This is a genomic window from Mycobacterium sp. TY815, assembly GCF_030755135.1.
Classification (GTDB): domain Bacteria; phylum Actinomycetota; class Actinomycetes; order Mycobacteriales; family Mycobacteriaceae; genus Mycobacterium.
Window position 1 is genome coordinate 2,221,486 of sequence record NZ_JAUFRX010000001.1, and the last position, 16,463, is coordinate 2,237,948.

Sequence of the window (16,463 nt, forward strand, 5' to 3'; positions counted from 1 at the left end):
GAAGCTGTCCGATATCCGAATTCGTAGAACGCACTTCTACTTTAACCGGAGCAAATGTGCGCTGTTGAATTCATCTGGTGCGGCAGTTATTGCTACATTTCCTCGGGGCCCCGTTGCGGACAGACGCGAAATCGCACGACTGCGGGTGAACCAGTGCGAGTTTGTGTCTGCTCGCGCCAACAGGCTCAGGGCAGGGTGAGGATTTCCGCGCCCGTCTCGGTGACCAGCAGGGTGTGCTCGAACTGCGCCGTCCACTTGCGGTCCCTGGTGACCACCGTCCAGCCGTCGTCCCAGATCTCGTAATCCAGGGTGCCGAGGTTGATCATCGGCTCGATGGTGAACGTCATCCCCGGCTGGATGACCGTCTCCACCGCGGGCTGGTCATAGTGCAGCACCACCAGCCCGTTGTGGAACGTGGTGCCGATGCCGTGGCCGGTGAAGTCGCGAACCACGTTGTAGCCGAACCGGTTTGCATAGGATTCGATGACGCGGCCGACCACCGACAGCTGCCGTCCCGGTTTGACGGCCTTGATGGCGCGCATGGTGGCCTCGTGGGTCCGCTCGACGAGCAGCCGGTGCTCCTCGGAGACGTCGCCGGCCAGGAAGGTCGCGTTGGTGTCGCCGTGCACTCCATTGATGTAGGCGGTCACGTCGATGTTGACGATGTCGCCGTCCTCGATCACCGTCGAGTCCGGGATGCCGTGGCAGATCACCTCGTTGAGCGATGTGCAGCACGACTTCGGGAAATTTTTATAGCCCAGTGTCGACGGGTAGGCGCCGTTGTCGACCATGTACTCGTGTGCGATGCGGTCGAGTTGGTCGGTGGTGACGCCCGGCGCGACGGCTTTGCCCGCCTCTTGCAGCGCGCGCGCCGCGATCTGGCCCGCCACCCGCATCTTCTCGATGACCTCGGGGTCTTGCACCCAGGGCTCGGAGCCCTCTTTGGCGGTGGACTTGCCGACGTACTCCGGGCGCGCGATCCACTTGGGTACCGGCAGCGTCGGGGAGAGCACGCCGGGAGACAGCGCGGTTCGAACAGGCATGGCAGCTAGCTTAACGATGCTGCGCCGTTAGTGCCGCCGAGCGGCTGCGCCGCATCGAGCCTGCAGAATTGGCGAGCCCCACTCGCACTTCCACTGCAGAATTACAGCCTGGGCGCACCGACCCGCTGCCGGGCTCACGTACACCATCGAGCCTGCCGAATTGGCGAGCCCCACTCGCACTTCCACTGCAGAATTACAGCCTGGGCGGAGCGTCCAAGCCGATCCGGCGCCACACCGCACATTGCGAAGGCCGGCGGGCAGTCACAACCGGGGACGGCGCAGCAACGTCCGTCGCGGCCCGCGGATGATCACCGAGCCGAACACCACCTGACCGCTCAGCACCACGTGCGGATTGCCTTCGGCCGGCGGGTCTTTGCGCCGATCCGACGCACTGCCCACATAGGCTTCGACGTTGTCGATCGACGCGCTGGCCCCCTCGGGCAGCCACAGGTTCAGCGAGCCGAACTTCATGTCGATCTCGATGACCACCACCGGACCCGCGAACCGTGCCTTCGTCAGGTCCAGGTCGATCGACCCGAACCGGCGCACCAGCGACAGCCGGGTGGGCACCGTCCACTCCCCGTGGCGCTTCAGGGAGCCGGCCCAGCCCCGCAGTTCCACGCGGTCGGTCGCCGAGGTGACGATCTCTCCCGGCGCGGGCAGGTCGCCGACCAGCCTGTCCAACTCGTCGCGAGTGCGCGCGTAGGACACCTGGCGGGTGCGCTGTTCGAACTCGTCGATGTTGATCAGCCCGAGCGCCAGGGCATTCTGCAGTCGGCGCATGGTGCCGTTGCGGTCGGCGTCCGACACCCGCATCGCCGCCATGTCTCCGCCCGGCCCGGTCATGCTCACCTTCGCAACTTACCGCTGTTGCGAGCCTGCAATCGCGTTAGGCCAGGTAGCCGGGCGGTAGCGAGTCGAACATCACTTTCGTCATCCGCACGGCGTACTCCGAGCTGCCGCCTCCGACAATCAGGGCAGCGAACGCCAGGTCACCGCGATATCCGGCGAACCAGGAATGCGAGCCGCCCGCGAATTCGGCTTCCCCGGTCTTGCCGTAGATCTCCCCGCAGCCCGCGATCTCTTTTGCCGTGCCGTTGGTGACGACCAACCGCATCATCGGGCGCAACGCCTCGACCATCTTCGGGCTGATCGGCGTGTTGTCGCCGGCGACCGTGGTCGGCCGGCCCGCGATCAGCTGCGGCACCGGGGTCTTCCCCGCTGCGACGGTCGCCGCCACCAGGGCCATGCCGAACGGGCTGGCCAGCACCCGGCCCTGGCCGAAGCCGTCCTCGGTGCGTTCGGTTAGGTCAACCGTCGGCGGCACCGAACCGGTGACCGTGGTGATCCCCTCGACCTGGTAGTCCAGCCCGATGCCGTAGCGGGTGGCGGCCTGCGTCAGCCCGCGCGGCGGCAGTTTGGCGCTCAGTTCGGCGAACGTGGTGTTGCAGGAACTGGCGAATGCGCGCGACATGGGCACCACACCGAGATCGAAGCCGCCGTAGTTGGGAATGGTGCGGTGGCCGATGTCGATGTGGCCCGGGCAGCCGACCATCGTGTTGGGGGTCGCCATGTCGCGGTCGACGGCGGCACCGGCGGTGACCATCTTGAAGGTAGAGCCGGGCGGGTACAGGCCGGTGGTGGCCAGCAGGCCCTCGGCGTTGGCACCGGCGTTCTGAGCGATCGCCAGGATCTCTCCGGTCGACGGCTTGATCACGACCAGCATCGCCTTGCCACCCCGGGTGTCGACCGCATGCTGAGCGGCGTCCTGCACAGCCCGGTCCAAGGTGATCGACACCGACGGCGCGGGCGAGCCTTCGACCTCGTGCAGCACCGCGACGTCGACACCGTTCTGGTTGGTGCTGACGATGCGCCATCCGGCCTGGCCGTCGAGCTGATCGATCACCGACTTCTTGACCTCGGCCATGACCGCCGGCGCAAAGTGCGGATCGGTGGGCAACAACTCCGGATGCGGGGTGATCACGACGCCGGGCAGCTGCCCGATCGCCGGGAACACCCGGTTGCTGTCGTCGGGCAACAGCGTGGCCAGGTCGATCGGCTGGGTGGCCGAGCTGGCCGTTTCAGCCAGCAGCTGAGGATCGTTGAGCGTGTCGTTGAACGGATGCAGTGCGTCGATGACGGCGTGCGCGGTGCCGATCAGGTCGGGTCCCGCCTTGGTGGCGTCCAGCGAGTAGTTGTAGATGTAGCCGGGCGCCAGGACGTCCGAGCCGCCCAGCTCGTTTACCGAGGCGCGCCGCGGCTGGTCGGCACGCAACGCGAACGTCTGGTGTTCCCCCAGCTTCGGGTGCAGCCCGGTGGTCGCCCAGCGGACCTGCCAATGCCCTTCGTCGCGAGCCATCTTCAACTGGCCGTCGTAGGTCCAGGTCCGGTTCTTCGGCAGGTGCCAGGTGAAGCGGTAGACGACGGTGCCGGTGTCCTCGGCGTACTTCGAGCTCAGCACCTGTGCGTCCAGGTGGGTCGCTTGCAGGCCGGCCCAGGCGGCATTGAGCGCCTCGCGTGCCTCATTGGGGTTGTCGCTGAGCTGAGCGGCGGTCGCGGTGTCCCCGACGGACAAGGCCGCCAGGAACTTCTCGGCGGCGGGGCCTGGCCCTTCCGGCTTCGGGGTGCATCCGGGCAGTACGACCAGCGCCATCAGCAGAACTGCAACGGATGTTGCCAGTGTGGTTTTTGAGCCTATTGTGACCATCGGTACTGATGTTAAGAACTGATGCGGTCACGTCGGCGCAGACACACCGAGACCTGACCGTTATCCGCGCGAAAGCAACGAGGCTGCGATTTCGAGCGCCGAGTGTCGCAGGGCGGTTCCACTCGCGGAATGAACCGCTACCCCGCCACTAATCCAGCAGCACCGTGGCGAACGTGCCGACTTCTTTGAAACCGACCCGGGCGTAGGCGGCCCGGGCGACGGTGTTGAAGTCGTTGACGTAGAGACTGGCGATGCGCCCGCTGCCGACGATGACGGCGGCCAGCGTCGCGGTGCCGGTGGTGCCCAGTCCGAGGCCCCGCCGCTCGGGGTGCACCCACACCCCCTGGATCTGGCCGACCGACGGCGACTGCGACCCCACCTCCGCCTTGAAGATGACCTGCCCGTGCTCGAAGCGGGCCCAGGCCCGTCCGGCCGCAATCAGGCTGGCCACCCGCCGCCGGTAGCCTCGGCCGCCGTCGCCCAGCCGCGGGTCCACGCCGACTTCGCCGATGAACATGTCGACGGCAGCCACCAGGTAAGCGTCGATCTCCTCGGGCCGCACCTGCCGCACTTCGAGATCCAGCGCGCAATTGGGATGACTGTCCAGCGCCATCAGCGGTTGCCGATCGCGCACGTCGCGGGCCGGGCCCCAGGCCGGCTCGAGTCGCTGCCACATCGGCAGCACCAGATCGGCCCGGCCGACCAGCGACGAGCACCGGCGGGCCGTGCTCTTGGCTTCGTCGGCGAAAGCGTTCAGGTCGATCAGATTGCCGCGTAGCGGGATGAGGTTAGCCCCGGCGAAGCACAGCGATTCCTCGGGAGCGCGCCGGGTCCACAGTTCGCCACCGATGGAGTTGGGTTCGACACCGTAGTCCGCGACTCGCGCGGCCACCATGCAGGATTCGACCGGATTGTCACCCAGGACCCGCCATACCGCGGCGGCATCGCGCACCACCGAAACCCGTCTCTCGCCGACGAGGCGCAAGATGGGCGGAGCCGACATCTCATAACTCTCTGTGGTGCGTACCGGGGGCCAGTTAACTTGGCCCCTATCAGCTTACGGTCACAATAGGCGAACCGCTCGCTGCCGTCCCGGGATCGTCTTCGGTTTCCAGGCCCATTTCCTCGGCGAGCCGCATCGCTTCCTCGATCAGCGTCTCGACGATCTGCGCTTCGGGCACGGTCTTGATCACCTCGCCCTTGACGAAGATCTGGCCCTTGCCGTTGCCCGACGCCACTCCGAGGTCGGCTTCGCGAGCCTCGCCCGGACCGTTGACGACGCAGCCCATCACCGCGACCCGCAGCGGCACCTCCAGGCCGTCCAGGCCGGCGCTGACCTCGTTGGCCAGCGTGTAGACGTCGACCTGGGCCCGTCCGCACGACGGACACGACACGATCTCCAGCTTGCGCGGCCGCAGGTTCAGCGACTCCAGGATCTGGGTGCCGACCTTGACCTCCTCCACCGGCGGCGCCGAGAGCGACACCCGGATGGTGTCCCCGATGCCACGCGAGAGCAACGCACCGAAGGCCACCGCGGACTTGATGGTGCCCTGAAATGCCGGACCGGCCTCGGTGACGCCGAGGTGCAGCGGGTAGTCGCACTGCGCGGCCAGCTGCTCGTAGGCCGCCACCATCACCACCGGGTCGTTGTGCTTGACGCTGATCTTGATGTTGCCGAAGCCGTGCTCCTCGAACAGCGACGCCTCCCACAGCGCCGACTCCACCAGCGCTTCGGGGGTGGCCTTGCCGTACTTCTGCATGAACCGCTTGTCCAGCGATCCCGCATTCACCCCGATGCGGATCGGGATACCCGCGGCGCCGGCGGCCTTGGCGACCTCCCCGACGCGGCCGTCGAACTCCTTGATGTTGCCCGGGTTCACCCGCACCGCCGCGCAGCCGGCGTCGATGGCCGCGAAGATGTACTTCGGCTGGAAATGGATGTCGGCGATGACCGGGATCTGGCTGTGCCGGGCGATCTCGGCCAGCGCGTCGGCGTCTTCCTGCCGCGGGCAGGCCACCCGGACAATGTCACAACCAGCCGCAGTCAATTCCGCGATCTGTTGCAGCGTCGAGTTGACGTCATGGGTCTTGGTCGTGCACATCGACTGCACGGAAATCGGGTAGTCGCTGCCGACGCCGACGTCGCGGACCATGAGCTGACGCGTGGGACGCCGAGGAGCGAGCGTGGGCGCCGGTGGTTGCGGCATACCCAGGCCAATGGTCACTGTGTTTCGCCTTCTCTCTATTACTGGAAGAGCCGGATCGGGTTGACCAGGTCAGCGGTGACCGTCAACAACATGTAGCCGACCACGAAGATCAGCACCACATAGGTCGCCGGCATCAGCTTCAGATAGTTCACCGGCGCGGCGGCAACCTTGCCGCGGGCCGTACGGATCGAGTTGCGGATCTTCTCGAAAACAGCCACCGCGATGTGGCCGCCATCAAAAGGCAGTAAAGGCAACAAATTGATGGCGCCCAGCACGAGGTTCAGCTGGGCCAGGAAGAACCAGAACGCCACCCACAACCCGTGGTCGACGGTGTCTCCGCCGACGATGCTGGCACCGACCACGCTCATCGGCGTCTGGGGGTCGCGCTGTCCGCCGCCGATCGCGTGGAAGAGCGCCCCGACTTTGGTCGGGATGGCGGCCAGCGACTTGCCGACCTCGACAGTCAGCTGGCCGGCGAACGCGACGGTGGCCGGCGCGGCCGACAGCACGTTGTAACGGGTTGGTTCATTGCGCGGAGCGCCGACACCGATGGCGCCGACGTTGGCCGGCTCGAGTTTGTTGTCCTGTCCGGTGGGGACATAGCGGCGGGTGGATTCGACAGTGACGTTGGTGGTGATCGTCTTGCCGTCGCGCTCGACGACGATCGGCACGCTGCCGTGCATCTTGCGCACCGCCGTGGCCATGTCCTCGAACGTGCTGACCGGGGTGTCGCCGACCTTGACGACGACGTCGCCGGGGCGCAGTCCCGCGAGCGCCGCGGGCCCCGGGCCGTCACACTTGTCGAGCTTGCCCTGGCTGACTTCCTGAGCGACACAACCGGTTTCGCCGACGATGGCCTTCGTGGACGGGTGCAGATTCGGCAGACCCCAGATCAACGCGATCGCGTAGAGCAGCACCAGGCAGATGACGAAGTTCATACCCGGACCGGCGAACAGCACGGCGACCCGCTTCCAGGTGGCCTGCTTGTACATCGCGCGGTCCTGCTCGTCGGGAGCCAGCTCCTCGACCGGGGTCATACCGGCGATGTCGCAGAAGCCGCCCGCCGGGATGGCCTTGAATCCGTATTGGGTCTCGCCGCGCTGGGTGGACCACAGCGTCGGGCCGAAGCCGACGAAGTAGCGGCGCACCTTCATGCCGGTGGCGCGGGCGGCCCACATGTGGCCGCACTCGTGCAGTGCGACCGAGATGAGGATCGCGAGTGCGAACAGCACAATGCCGATAACGAACATCATCTGTCTGTTACGACCTTTCTCACGCCATGCCCGAGACTCTGACCGCCGCCGGTGCCGAGCTTGCTGCCGCGATCGCACGTTGCGCTCGCTCACGGGCCCAGCGCTGCGCCTCGAGTACGTCATCCACGGTAGCTGGTGACGCGGCCCATTGGTCGGCAGCGTGCAGCACGTCGGCAATAGTGGCGACGATGGCAGGAAACCGGATGCGTCCGGAAAGAAACGCCTCTGCCGCTTCCTCATTCGCCGCGTTGTAAACGGCGGTCAGGCAGCCTCCGGTTCCCCCGGCCTGTCGCGCCAGCTCGACGGCCGGGAACACCTCGGCGTCCAGCGGCTCGAATTCCCAGGTAGAGGCGGTGGAGAAGTCGCAGCAGGTGGCCGCCCCCGGCACCCGGTGCGGCCAGCCCAGCGCCAGTGAAATCGGCAACTTCATGTCCGGAGGGCTGGCCTGGGCGATCGTGGAGCCGTCGGTGAAGGTCACCATCGAATGCACGATCGACTGCGGGTGTACGACGACCTCGATGCGGTCGTAGGGAATGCCGAACAAGAGGTGGGTTTCGATGAGTTCGAGCCCCTTGTTGACCAGCGACGCCGAGTTCAGGGTGTTCATCGGGCCCATCGACCAGGTGGGGTGGGCGCCGGCCTGTTCGGGGGTGACGTGCTCGAGGTCGGCGGCCGGCCAGCCCCGGAACGGTCCCCCGGAGGCGGTCAGGATCAGCTTGGCGACCTCGTCAGGGGTGCCGCCGCGCAGGCACTGAGCCAGCGCGGAGTGTTCGGAGTCGACCGGAACGATCTGCCCGGGCCGAGCCGCGCGCAGCACCAATGGGCCGCCGGCGACCAGAGACTCCTTATTGGCCAGGGCCAGCCGAGCGCCCGATTCCAGCGCGGCCAGGGTCGGCCGCAGGCCCAGCGCCCCGACCAGCGCATTGAGGACGACGTCCGCCTCGGTCTCCTGCACCAACCGGGTGACGGCGTCAGGGCCCTGAAATGGGATGTCCCCCGCCCGCTCGGCGGCGCCGGTGTCGGCGACGGCGATGTTGGTGACTCCGGTCTCGGCGCGCTGACGCAGCAGCGTGTCCATGTTCCCGCCCCCGGCGGCCAGCCCGACGATCTCGAACCGGTCCGGGTTGGCCGCGATAACTTCCAGCGCCTGGGTGCCGATGGAACCGGTGCTGCCCAGCACCAATACGCGTACCCGCTCGACGGGAGCCTGGCCGTCACCCGAGAAAGTCACCCACCCATTGTGCCGTCTTTTCGAAATCGCACCCATCCGTGATCGCCGCCACTCCGAATGACTTCATGTACGGCACCAATGGCGGCGTCGGCCGTCAGTTCAAATTTGTTTCCTAACAAAGGAATTGACACGTGATGAATACTCAGGCCAAGTCAGTGGCAGCAGCGGCTCTCGCGGCGATCGCGATCGCGGGTGTCGCCGGCTGTTCCAACGGCAAGCCCGCATCCCAGGGCACCAGCAGCGCGACCTCCGCGAGCGTTTCGGCGACTGTGAGCTCCGCACCTTCGTCGGCCAAGGCTGACCCGGCCGCCGACCTGATCGGCCCCGGCTGCTCGGAGTACGCGGCCCAGAACCCCACCGGACCCGGCTCGGTGGCGGGCATGGCGCAGGACCCGGTGGCGACCGCGGCGTCGAACAACCCGATGCTGACCACCTTGACCTCGGCGCTGTCCGGCAAGCTGAACCCGCAGGTGAACCTCGTCGACACGCTCAACAGCGGCCAGTACACCGTCTTCGCGCCCACCAACGCCGCGTTCGACAAGCTGCCGGCAGCCACCCTCGACCAGCTCAAGACCGACGCCAAGCTGCTCAACAGCATCCTGACCTACCACGTGGTGAACGGTCAGGCGAGCCCGGCCAAGGTGGCAGGCACCCACAAGACGCTGCAAGGCGCCGACGTGACGGTGACCGGAGCCGGCAACGACCTGAAGGTCAACAACGCGGGGCTGGTGTGTGGAGGCGTGCACACCGCGAACGCCACCGTCTACATGATCGACACGGTGCTGATGCCCCCGGGCCAGTGACATCGCGTCTATCAGGACAACACTTTCTGGACAAGGCAGCCCACCTCAGGTGGGCTGCCTTTTTCTTGACGGATTTCCCTGGCCTTTGCCTGGCCTTTCCCTGGAGTTGAACCAATCCGGGACCGCCGCCGTGACGAATGACTGACATGTGGACCCTGGCGCTGATCGGCTTTATCGGCGGTTTGATCACCGGCATCTCACCGTGCATCCTGCCGGTGCTGCCGGTGATCTTCTTCTCCGGTGCGAACAGCACCTCGCGCGAAGCACCGGCCGAAGGTGCGGTGGCGGTCAAACACAAGGTGAATCGATCGGAGGCGACCCGCCCCTACCGGGTGATCGGCGGGCTGGTGCTCAGTTTCAGCGTGGTGACCCTGCTCGGCTCGGCCTTGCTGTCGGCGCTGCACCTGCCGCAGGACGCCATCCGCTGGGTGGCGCTGGTCGCGCTGGTGGCAATCGGGGCCGGTCTGATCTTCCCCCGTTTCGAGCAGCTGCTCGAGCGGCCCTTTTCCCGTATCCCACAGAAGCAGATAGCCATGCGCGGCAACGGTTTCGGGCTCGGACTGGCGCTGGGTGTGTTGTATGTGCCGTGCGCGGGGCCGGTGCTGGCCGCGATCGTGGTGGCCGGGGCGACCGCGCGGATCGGTGCCGGCACAGTGGTGCTCACCACCGCTTTCGCCGTCGGCGCCGCTTTGCCGTTGCTGTTCTTCGCGTTGGCCGGCCAGCGAATAGCGCAGCGGGTGAGCGCATTTCGGCGTCGCCAGCGCGAGATCCGGATCGGCGCCGGGATCGTGACGATCCTGCTGGCGGTCGCGCTGGTGTTCGACCTGCCGGCCGCGCTGCAGCGCGCGATTCCCGACTACACGGCTTCGCTGCAGGAGCGGGTCGGCGGCTCGCCTCAGGTGCAGGAGAAGCTCGGCGGAATCGTCACCGATCAGAACGTCGCGTTGTCCAATTGCACACAAGGCGGCACCAAGCTCGAAAACTGCGGGCCCGCACCGGATCTGCGGGGCATCACCGGGTGGCTGAACACCCCGGGAAATCAGCCGATCGCGCTGAAGTCCTTACGCGGCAAGGTCGTTCTGATCGACTTCTGGGCCTATTCCTGCATCAACTGCCAACGGGCCATCCCGCACGTGGTCGGCTGGTACCAGGCCTACAAGGATGCCGGCCTGGAAGTGATCGGCGTTCACACCCCGGAGTACGCGTTCGAGAAAGTGCCGGAGAACGTGGCCAAGGGAGCGGCGGATCTCGATATCAAATACCCAGTGGCGCTGGACAATAACTACTCGACGTGGACCAACTACCGCAACCGGTACTGGCCGGCCGAGTACCTGATCGACGCCAATGGCACGGTACGTCACCTCAAGTTCGGCGAGGGCGGCTACCACGACACCGAGCAGCTGATCCGACAGCTCCTCAGCGATGCCAGGCCGGGCGTCACGCTGCCCGGGCCGGTGGGTGCACCCGACCTCACGCCGAAGGCGATCACCACGGCCGAAACCTATTTCGCCGTCGGCAAAGCCGTCAACTACGGGGGCGGCGGCGAGTACGACGAGGGCACCCAGACGTTTCGCTATCCGCCCACCCTGGCGGCCGACAGCTTCGCCCTGACTGGCCCGTGGGCGCTGGACTACCAGGGCGCCACCGCAACCGGCGACGATTCGGCCATCAAGCTCAACTATCACGCCAAGGACATCTATGTCGTCGTCGGCGGCACCGGAACACTCACGGTGACCCGCAACGGCAAACCCACCAGCATGGCGATCGACGGGCCGCCGACCTCGCACCAGATCGTCGCCGATCCACGTCAGGGTTCGGGCACCATCGAGGTGCGTCCCAGCAAGGGACTCCAGGTTTTTTCCTTCACTTACGGCTGACACCCGTCCGGACGCTGTCCGGCTCCGAATCAAAGATGACAAGGGTCCGTCCCACTCACCACGAGGAGCGAACTAACCATGAAGAAAACATCAATGGCAGCAACCGGTTTCGCGGTAGCGCTGATGTCGTGCGGCGTAGCGCTGGCTCCCACGGCAGCGGCGAGCGACCTGGTCGGTCCTGGATGTGCGGACTACGCGGCGGCCAACCCCACCGGCCCCGCGTCGGTGCAGGGCATGTCGCAGGTTCCGGTCACCGAGGCGGCGGCCGCCAACCCGCTGCTGACCACGCTGACGTCGGCGCTGTCCGGCCAGCTCAACCCGCAGGTCAACCTGGTCGACACGCTCAACAGCGGCCAGTACACGGTGTTCGCACCGACCGACGCCGCGTTCGGCAAGCTGCCGCCCGCCACCATTGACCAGCTCAAGACCGACTCGAACCTGCTGACCAGCATTCTCACCTACCACGTGGTCAGTGGGCAGGCCAGCCCGAACCGGGTGATCGGCACTCACAAGACGTTGCGGGGCGCCAACGTCACGGTCACCGGCATGGGCAACAACATCCGGGTCAACAACGCCAATGTGGTCTGCGGCGGCGTGTCGACGGCCAACGCGCAGGTCTACCTGATCGACACGGTGCTGATGCCCCCGGCGTAAGGCCTGCAGCCACGTTGCGGCGATCCCTCCGGGTGGAGTGCTGACCGCAGGCCAACGGCCTGTGCCAGAATGTTCAGGCAGTGTCAGTCCGAGTGACAACCGGAGGGATCGCCGTGGCCAGTACTGAGGTAGAGCCGTTTGCCGGCGTCGACGAGGCCGAGGTGCCGTCCGCGCGCTGGGGATGGAGCCGCATCAACTACCGCACCTGGCACGCCGTCGGGATCTTCGTCGTCATCTTCCTGCTGGCAATGCTGCGCGGTAACCACGTCGGCCATGTCGAGGACTGGTTCCTCATCGGATTCGCCGCGCTGTCGCTGTTCGTCCTGGTGCGCGACATCTGGGGTCGCCGGCGCGGCTGGCTCAGATAGCCGGTGCAGCGGCCGGGTCGCGATGGATGTGTACATCGCCGGAGCCGCTGCGGACTTGTAAGACAAGCGTTTCATCATCGGCTTGCGGACCGTCCGCCGCCGCCAGGCAGTTGGTGACGCTGCCGGAGCCGGTGACGATGTCGAACCGGACGGCCGTGCCTTCCGGAACGCCGACCGCAACCTCACCACTGCTGGTGTGCGCCGATACGACGCCGCGGATGCCCGCCTCTACGATCACGCCTCCCGACGCGGTCCGCGACCTGACGGCGCCACGCAAGGTGTCGACCGACAGCGATCCGCTGGCCGCCTTGAACTTCAGCTCGCCGTCGAGGTTCTCGACGCGCACCGCACCAGAGGACGTGGCGATCGATGCGTAGCCTTTGATCCGCTGCACGGACAGCGAGCCGGAAGCGCTGGTGCTCTTCAGCTTTCCGGTGACCGCGTCGATGTCGATGTCGCCGGCGGCGGCCGCGACCCGCACGTCGCTGTAATCGCCTTCGGCGCGCAGCTCGGCCGATCCCAGCGTGGCGGACACCCGGGAGCCAGACGGCAGTGCGATGTCGATCTGCACGGCGCCGCCCCGGTGTCGCGCCCGCTTGGGTGTGGAAACCGTCAGCCGGCCGTCACGGAAGTCGACGCGGACGTGTTCGGCAGTCCACACGTCGGCGTCGCACGTGTCGTCGTCCGGGCGCAACTGTACGGAGGTGTCGGTGCGATCGGTCGCCGTGAGCCGCACCGACCCTGTTCCGGCTGCGACTCGGACGCTGATGGGATCAGGTGTGGTGAATAAGGACATGGTGGTCCTTACCTTTCTTGCAGGGTGTTCGTTGCCGTCGGCCGTAGGCTTCGAATCGCCCAGGGGCAGCGGGTATGGCTTTCATGTGGTCGCCATCGTTGATGGCCGAAGGAGATTGGCCGCCTGTTGTCCCGCGACGACTCGACCGCTAATTGAGAGATGCGATTTGATCGCTGTGTAAGGACGTGACGGCGTGGTCGTCTGCTGGGTTGGTCGGACCGATAGCGAGCAGGGAGGTGGTTGTGGCACAACCGTTGTGGGCTGGGGTTGATGGTGGGAAATCGGACCACTATTGCGTGGTCATCGATGCCGACGGGAAGCGGCTGCTGTCGCGGCGGGTGGCCAATGACGAATCCGCGCTGCTGGATCTGATCGGCGCGGTCCAGACGCTGGCTGATGGTGGTGAGCTGACCTGGGCGATCGATTTGAATGCCGGTGGGGCGGCATTGCTGATCACCTTGCTGATCGCCGCCGAGCAACGGCTGCTCTATATTCCGGGGCGCACCGTGCACCATGCCTCGGGCGGTTACCGCGGGGAAGGGAAAACCGACGCTAAAGACGCCGCCGTGATCGCCGATCAGGCGCGGATGCGCCGCGACCTGCAACCGCTGCGAGCCGGGGACGACATCGCTGTGGACTTGCGGATCCTCACGGCCAGGCGCACCGATTTGGTGGCCGATCGCACCCGGGCGCTCAACCGGTTGCGCGCCCAGCTGCTCGAATATTTCCCTGCCCTCGAGCGTGCCTTCGACTACAGCGCCAGCAAGGCCGCGCTGACCCTGCTCACTGGGTATCAAACACCCGACGGGCTGCGTCGCGCCGGTGCCGCCCGGCTCGCGCTCTGGCTGCGTAAGCGCAAGGCCCGCAACGCCGATGCCATTGCCGCTGCCGCTATGGAGGCGGCTAACGCCCAACGCACCGTCGTACCCGGACAGCAAGTGGCCGCGGCCTTGGTGGCCCGGCTGGCCGAGGAGGTGATGGCCCTCGACACCGAAATCGGCGACACCGAAGCGATGATCGAGGAGCGATTTCGCCGCCACCGCCACGCCGAAATCATCCTGAGTTTGCCCGGCTTCGGCGTCACCCTTGGTGCCGAGTTCCTGGCCGCCACCGGCGGGGACATGAGCGCTTTTGCTAACCCCGACCGCCTGGCCGGCGTCGCGGGGCTGGCCCCAGTCCCGCGCGACTCCGGACGCATCAGCGGCAACCTCAAACGCCCCCGCCGCTACAACCGACGTCTGCTGCGGGCCTGCTACCTGGCTGCCCACATCGCCATCCGCACCGACCCGGCATCGCGGACTTACTACAACCGCAAACGCGCCGAGGGAAAACGCCACACCCAAGCCGTGCTTGCCCTTGCCCGACGACGCCTCAACGTCCTGTGGGCAATGCTGCGCGACCACAAGCCATATCAACCCACCGCACCTAGCGCTGCGGCGGCTTGACAACTTCATTGAGAATCTCCTCGGTGTTCAGTGTGTTCAGCGCGCCCAGCCGGTGAGGCGGTGCGCATTGCGGTGTGTGGACCGGCCGCCGCCCGCGGCGGTGGCCGCGGCTCGTACCAGCCAGCTGTTCAGCGAGGCGCCCTCGCGGCGCGCCGCCGCTTCTACCGGAGCCCGCAGGCCTTCCGGCAGGCGGAGGGTGACGCGCCAGGTGGCGCCGTCGTCGTCGAAAGGCGGGACGACCACCTGCTCGTCGGGGCCGTCGACACTCAGCTCCTCCGGCGCGACGTTTACGACGAACTCCGGGTCGCGGCCTCGCAACCGAAGTTCGACCGACCCCGGTGCCAGCTCGCCGGTGATTTCGTCGGCGGCTGCCGAGAGAGCTTCCAGCAGCGCCAACCGCAGGGCGGACTCCAGCGTGGCGGTCAACCGCTCGGCCAGATCCTGCGCGTCGGTACCGGCGGCCGATGCGGCCACCGTCAGCTCGTCGCGCACCGTGTCGATATAGGGCTGCAGATCCACACTGTCATAATGACACCATTGTGGTGTCACACACAACCATGTGTAGTGTCACGGCCGCGTCGGCGTCGGTACCAGGTGCCCGCCAACACGGCCGCCAACGCCACGGTCAGTGCCACCACCCATGGCCAGCCACCGTGCTCGTGCACCCAGCCGGCAATCGCGCCCTGCACGCGAGCGGCGGCGGCGATCACGGCGTCATCAGGGTTGCCCTTGGCGTCGAACAACCGCACTTCGTACACCCCGTAATAGGTGACATACGCCCCCACCAGGACCAACAGCACGCCGCTGAGGCGATTGACGAACGGCAGGACCGTCCGCATCCTGGCGACCAGCGTCGAGCGCGCGGTTGCGGCCGCGACCGCCAACGCGCCCACGACCAGCGTCAGACCCGCGATGTAGGAGGCGTATACGGCCACACTGCCGAGTACCGAGCCACCGCGCAGTCCGGCCCCGGTGACCGCCAGGAACGGTCCGACCGTGCATGACAGCGAGGCGATCGCGTAGCTGATCCCGTATCCGTAGAAGGAACCCAGCCGCGCGCTCGGCGCCCACCGCGGGCCGAACGGTGCCAGTGCCGTCAGTTCCCGGCCGGACAGCAGCCAGCCGCCGAGCGCAATCAGCATCACGCCTATCACCACCGTCGCGTAGGGCAGGTAGCGCTGCACGGTGGTGGCCGCCGAGATGGTCAGCGCGCCGAACACGCCGAAGACCGTCATAAACCCCAGCGCCATTCCCAGGGTCGCGGCCAGCGCTCGGCCGACGGCGGTGACTGGGCCGACTGGCTGCCGTCCCCGGACGACCAGCAGCAGATAGGCAGGGAGCATGGCGAATCCGCACGGGTTCAGCGCTGCCACCAGTCCGGCGGCGAAAGCCAGGCCGATGAGGGCGTCGTTCACCCTCAGGACGTCAGCGCCGCGACCCGGCCCTGCAGGTCCTGCTGCGAAATGGCCGAGGTGGTGTTGTTGACGAAGGTGGAGGACCCGTCCGCACGGTAGAAGACCCAGGCGGGCTGCCACGGGACGTTGTAGCGCGCCCAGATCGCACCGTCGGCGTCATTGAGGTTGGTGAAGTTCAGGCCGTATTTAGACACGAAGCCCTGCATCTGCCCGACGTCCGAGTGGGCCGCGATGCCGACGAATGTGACGCCCGGGTTCGCGGCGGCGACCTGGCTGAGGCCGGGCGCCTCGGCGTTGCAGAACGGGCAGAACGGCGTCCAGAACCACAGCACCGCCGGCTTGCCCTGCAGGGTGGCGCCGTTGAACGGGGCACCGCTGAGGGTGGTTCCGGTGAAATTCAGCCGATCGTCGGCGGCGACCGCGCGCGGAGCGACAGTCAGCCCGAGCGTCAGAGCGACCGCGGCTGCGGCGGTGAAGATCTTCAGCAGGGACAGCAGTTTCATGAACACCTCATTCGCCGGCTTTTGCTTTGAGCACGTATGGCCAGCGGGGAAAGGTTCAAAACCTTGCGGCATCTGGGCGGCGGGGGCTCACTCAGAGTGCGACATTGGCGGCCGCTACTCGCGCTTTCGCTGCAGATTTGCAGGCTCAACGAGCTGCCCTA

General features: G+C 66.8%; 16 protein-coding genes. 5 read left to right on the forward strand and 11 right to left on the reverse strand.

The genetic code is table 11. From position 1 onward, the window contains the following. Positions 1-185 precede the first annotated feature (185 nt). The 7 genes from map to dxr form a co-directional block, all read right to left on the reverse strand. Complete coding sequence (map, locus tag QXK92_RS09230) at positions 186-1,043, reverse strand: type I methionyl aminopeptidase (RefSeq protein ID WP_306241354.1); 858 nt, start codon at positions 1,041-1,043, stop codon at positions 186-188. 261 nt (positions 1,044-1,304) lie between these two features. Then, entirely contained in the window at positions 1,305-1,889 is a 585-nt protein-coding gene (locus tag QXK92_RS09235; RefSeq protein ID WP_306244298.1) for a DUF1707 domain-containing protein, read from the reverse strand. A gap of 43 nt (positions 1,890-1,932) precedes the next feature. Beyond that, positions 1,933-3,741 carry a penicillin-binding transpeptidase domain-containing protein gene (locus tag QXK92_RS09240; RefSeq protein WP_371934543.1) on the reverse strand — a complete coding sequence of 603 codons (1,809 nt, stop codon included), beginning with the start codon at positions 3,739-3,741 and terminating at the stop codon, positions 1,933-1,935. Between the two features lie 157 nt (positions 3,742-3,898). After that, entirely contained in the window at positions 3,899-4,753 is an 855-nt protein-coding gene (locus tag QXK92_RS09245; protein ID WP_306241356.1) for a GNAT family N-acetyltransferase, read from the reverse strand. 49 nt (positions 4,754-4,802) lie between these two features. Then, positions 4,803-5,975, reverse strand: a complete 1,173-nt coding sequence (gene ispG, locus QXK92_RS09250; RefSeq protein WP_306241357.1) for a flavodoxin-dependent (E)-4-hydroxy-3-methylbut-2-enyl-diphosphate synthase — start codon at positions 5,973-5,975, stop codon at positions 4,803-4,805. Between the two features lie 20 nt (positions 5,976-5,995). Further along, the gene (locus tag QXK92_RS09255) at positions 5,996-7,210 is read right to left on the reverse strand and encodes an RIP metalloprotease (protein WP_306241358.1); all 1,215 of its coding nucleotides are present in this window, start codon (positions 7,208-7,210) and stop codon (positions 5,996-5,998) included. Between the two features lie 19 nt (positions 7,211-7,229). Further along, on the reverse strand, positions 7,230-8,441 hold the full coding sequence (gene dxr / locus QXK92_RS09260; RefSeq protein ID WP_306241359.1) for a 1-deoxy-D-xylulose-5-phosphate reductoisomerase: 1,212 nt from the start codon (positions 8,439-8,441) through the stop codon (positions 7,230-7,232). 131 nt (positions 8,442-8,572) lie between these two features. On the opposite strand from dxr, the gene QXK92_RS09265 reads away from it, so the two are divergent. From QXK92_RS09265 to QXK92_RS09280, 4 genes are all read left to right on the forward strand, one after another. Next, positions 8,573-9,244 (forward strand): fasciclin domain-containing protein, encoded by a 672-nt coding sequence (locus tag QXK92_RS09265; RefSeq protein ID WP_306241360.1) that lies wholly within the window; start codon positions 8,573-8,575, stop codon positions 9,242-9,244. 146 nt (positions 9,245-9,390) lie between these two features. Further along, positions 9,391-11,121, forward strand: coding sequence for a cytochrome c biogenesis protein DipZ (locus tag QXK92_RS09270; protein ID WP_306244300.1), 1,731 nt, complete (start codon positions 9,391-9,393; stop codon positions 11,119-11,121). A 78-nt stretch (positions 11,122-11,199) separates the two neighbouring features. Beyond that, on the forward strand, positions 11,200-11,775 hold the full coding sequence (locus QXK92_RS09275) for a fasciclin domain-containing protein (RefSeq protein WP_306241361.1): 576 nt from the start codon (positions 11,200-11,202) through the stop codon (positions 11,773-11,775). A gap of 113 nt (positions 11,776-11,888) precedes the next feature. After that, entirely contained in the window at positions 11,889-12,143 is a 255-nt protein-coding gene (locus tag QXK92_RS09280; protein ID WP_306244301.1) for a DUF2631 domain-containing protein, read from the forward strand. Here QXK92_RS09280 and QXK92_RS09285 read toward each other — a convergent pair. Continuing rightward, complete coding sequence (locus QXK92_RS09285) at positions 12,136-12,939, reverse strand: DUF4097 family beta strand repeat-containing protein (RefSeq protein WP_306241362.1); 804 nt, start codon at positions 12,937-12,939, stop codon at positions 12,136-12,138. The two genes, QXK92_RS09280 and QXK92_RS09285, sit on opposite strands and share 8 nt — an antisense overlap. Before the next feature lie 236 nt (positions 12,940-13,175). Between QXK92_RS09285 and QXK92_RS09290 the strand changes: the two genes are divergently transcribed. Continuing rightward, positions 13,176-14,384 carry an IS110 family transposase gene (locus tag QXK92_RS09290; protein ID WP_371934179.1) on the forward strand — a complete coding sequence of 403 codons (1,209 nt, stop codon included), beginning with the start codon at positions 13,176-13,178 and terminating at the stop codon, positions 14,382-14,384. A gap of 36 nt (positions 14,385-14,420) precedes the next feature. On the opposite strand, the gene QXK92_RS09295 is transcribed toward QXK92_RS09290, so the two are convergent. From QXK92_RS09295 to QXK92_RS09305, 3 genes are read right to left on the reverse strand one after another with little or no spacing between them, the layout of a single operon-like run. Beyond that, a complete protein-coding gene (locus QXK92_RS09295; RefSeq protein WP_306241364.1) occupies positions 14,421-14,903 on the reverse strand; it encodes a histidine kinase in 483 nt (160 codons plus the stop codon). A gap of 26 nt (positions 14,904-14,929) precedes the next feature. Next, positions 14,930-15,799, reverse strand: coding sequence for a cytochrome c biogenesis CcdA family protein (locus QXK92_RS09300; protein WP_306241365.1), 870 nt, complete (start codon positions 15,797-15,799; stop codon positions 14,930-14,932). Between the two features lie 2 nt (positions 15,800-15,801). After that, positions 15,802-16,302 carry a protein disulfide oxidoreductase gene (locus tag QXK92_RS09305; RefSeq protein WP_306241366.1) on the reverse strand — a complete coding sequence of 167 codons (501 nt, stop codon included), beginning with the start codon at positions 16,300-16,302 and terminating at the stop codon, positions 15,802-15,804. Positions 16,303-16,463 lie beyond the last annotated feature (161 nt).

Excerpts from the sequence above, each read along its gene's own strand:
- map (WP_306241354.1), bottom strand. The coding sequence starts at position 1,043 with ATGCCTGTTCGAACCGCGCTGTCTCCCGGCGTGCTCTCCCCGACGCTG.
- QXK92_RS09285 (WP_306241362.1), bottom strand. The coding sequence starts at position 12,939 with ATGTCCTTATTCACCACACCTGATCCCATCAGCGTCCGAGTCGCAGCC.
- QXK92_RS09245 (WP_306241356.1), bottom strand. The coding sequence starts at position 4,753 with ATGTCGGCTCCGCCCATCTTGCGCCTCGTCGGCGAGAGACGGGTTTCG.
- QXK92_RS09235 (WP_306244298.1), bottom strand. The coding sequence starts at position 1,889 with ATGACCGGGCCGGGCGGAGACATGGCGGCGATGCGGGTGTCGGACGCC.
- QXK92_RS09305 (WP_306241366.1), bottom strand. The coding sequence starts at position 16,302 with ATGAAACTGCTGTCCCTGCTGAAGATCTTCACCGCCGCAGCCGCGGTC.
- QXK92_RS09270 (WP_306244300.1), top strand. The coding sequence starts at position 9,391 with ATGTGGACCCTGGCGCTGATCGGCTTTATCGGCGGTTTGATCACCGGC.
- QXK92_RS09275 (WP_306241361.1), top strand. The coding sequence starts at position 11,200 with ATGAAGAAAACATCAATGGCAGCAACCGGTTTCGCGGTAGCGCTGATG.
- QXK92_RS09255 (WP_306241358.1), bottom strand. The coding sequence starts at position 7,210 with ATGATGTTCGTTATCGGCATTGTGCTGTTCGCACTCGCGATCCTCATC.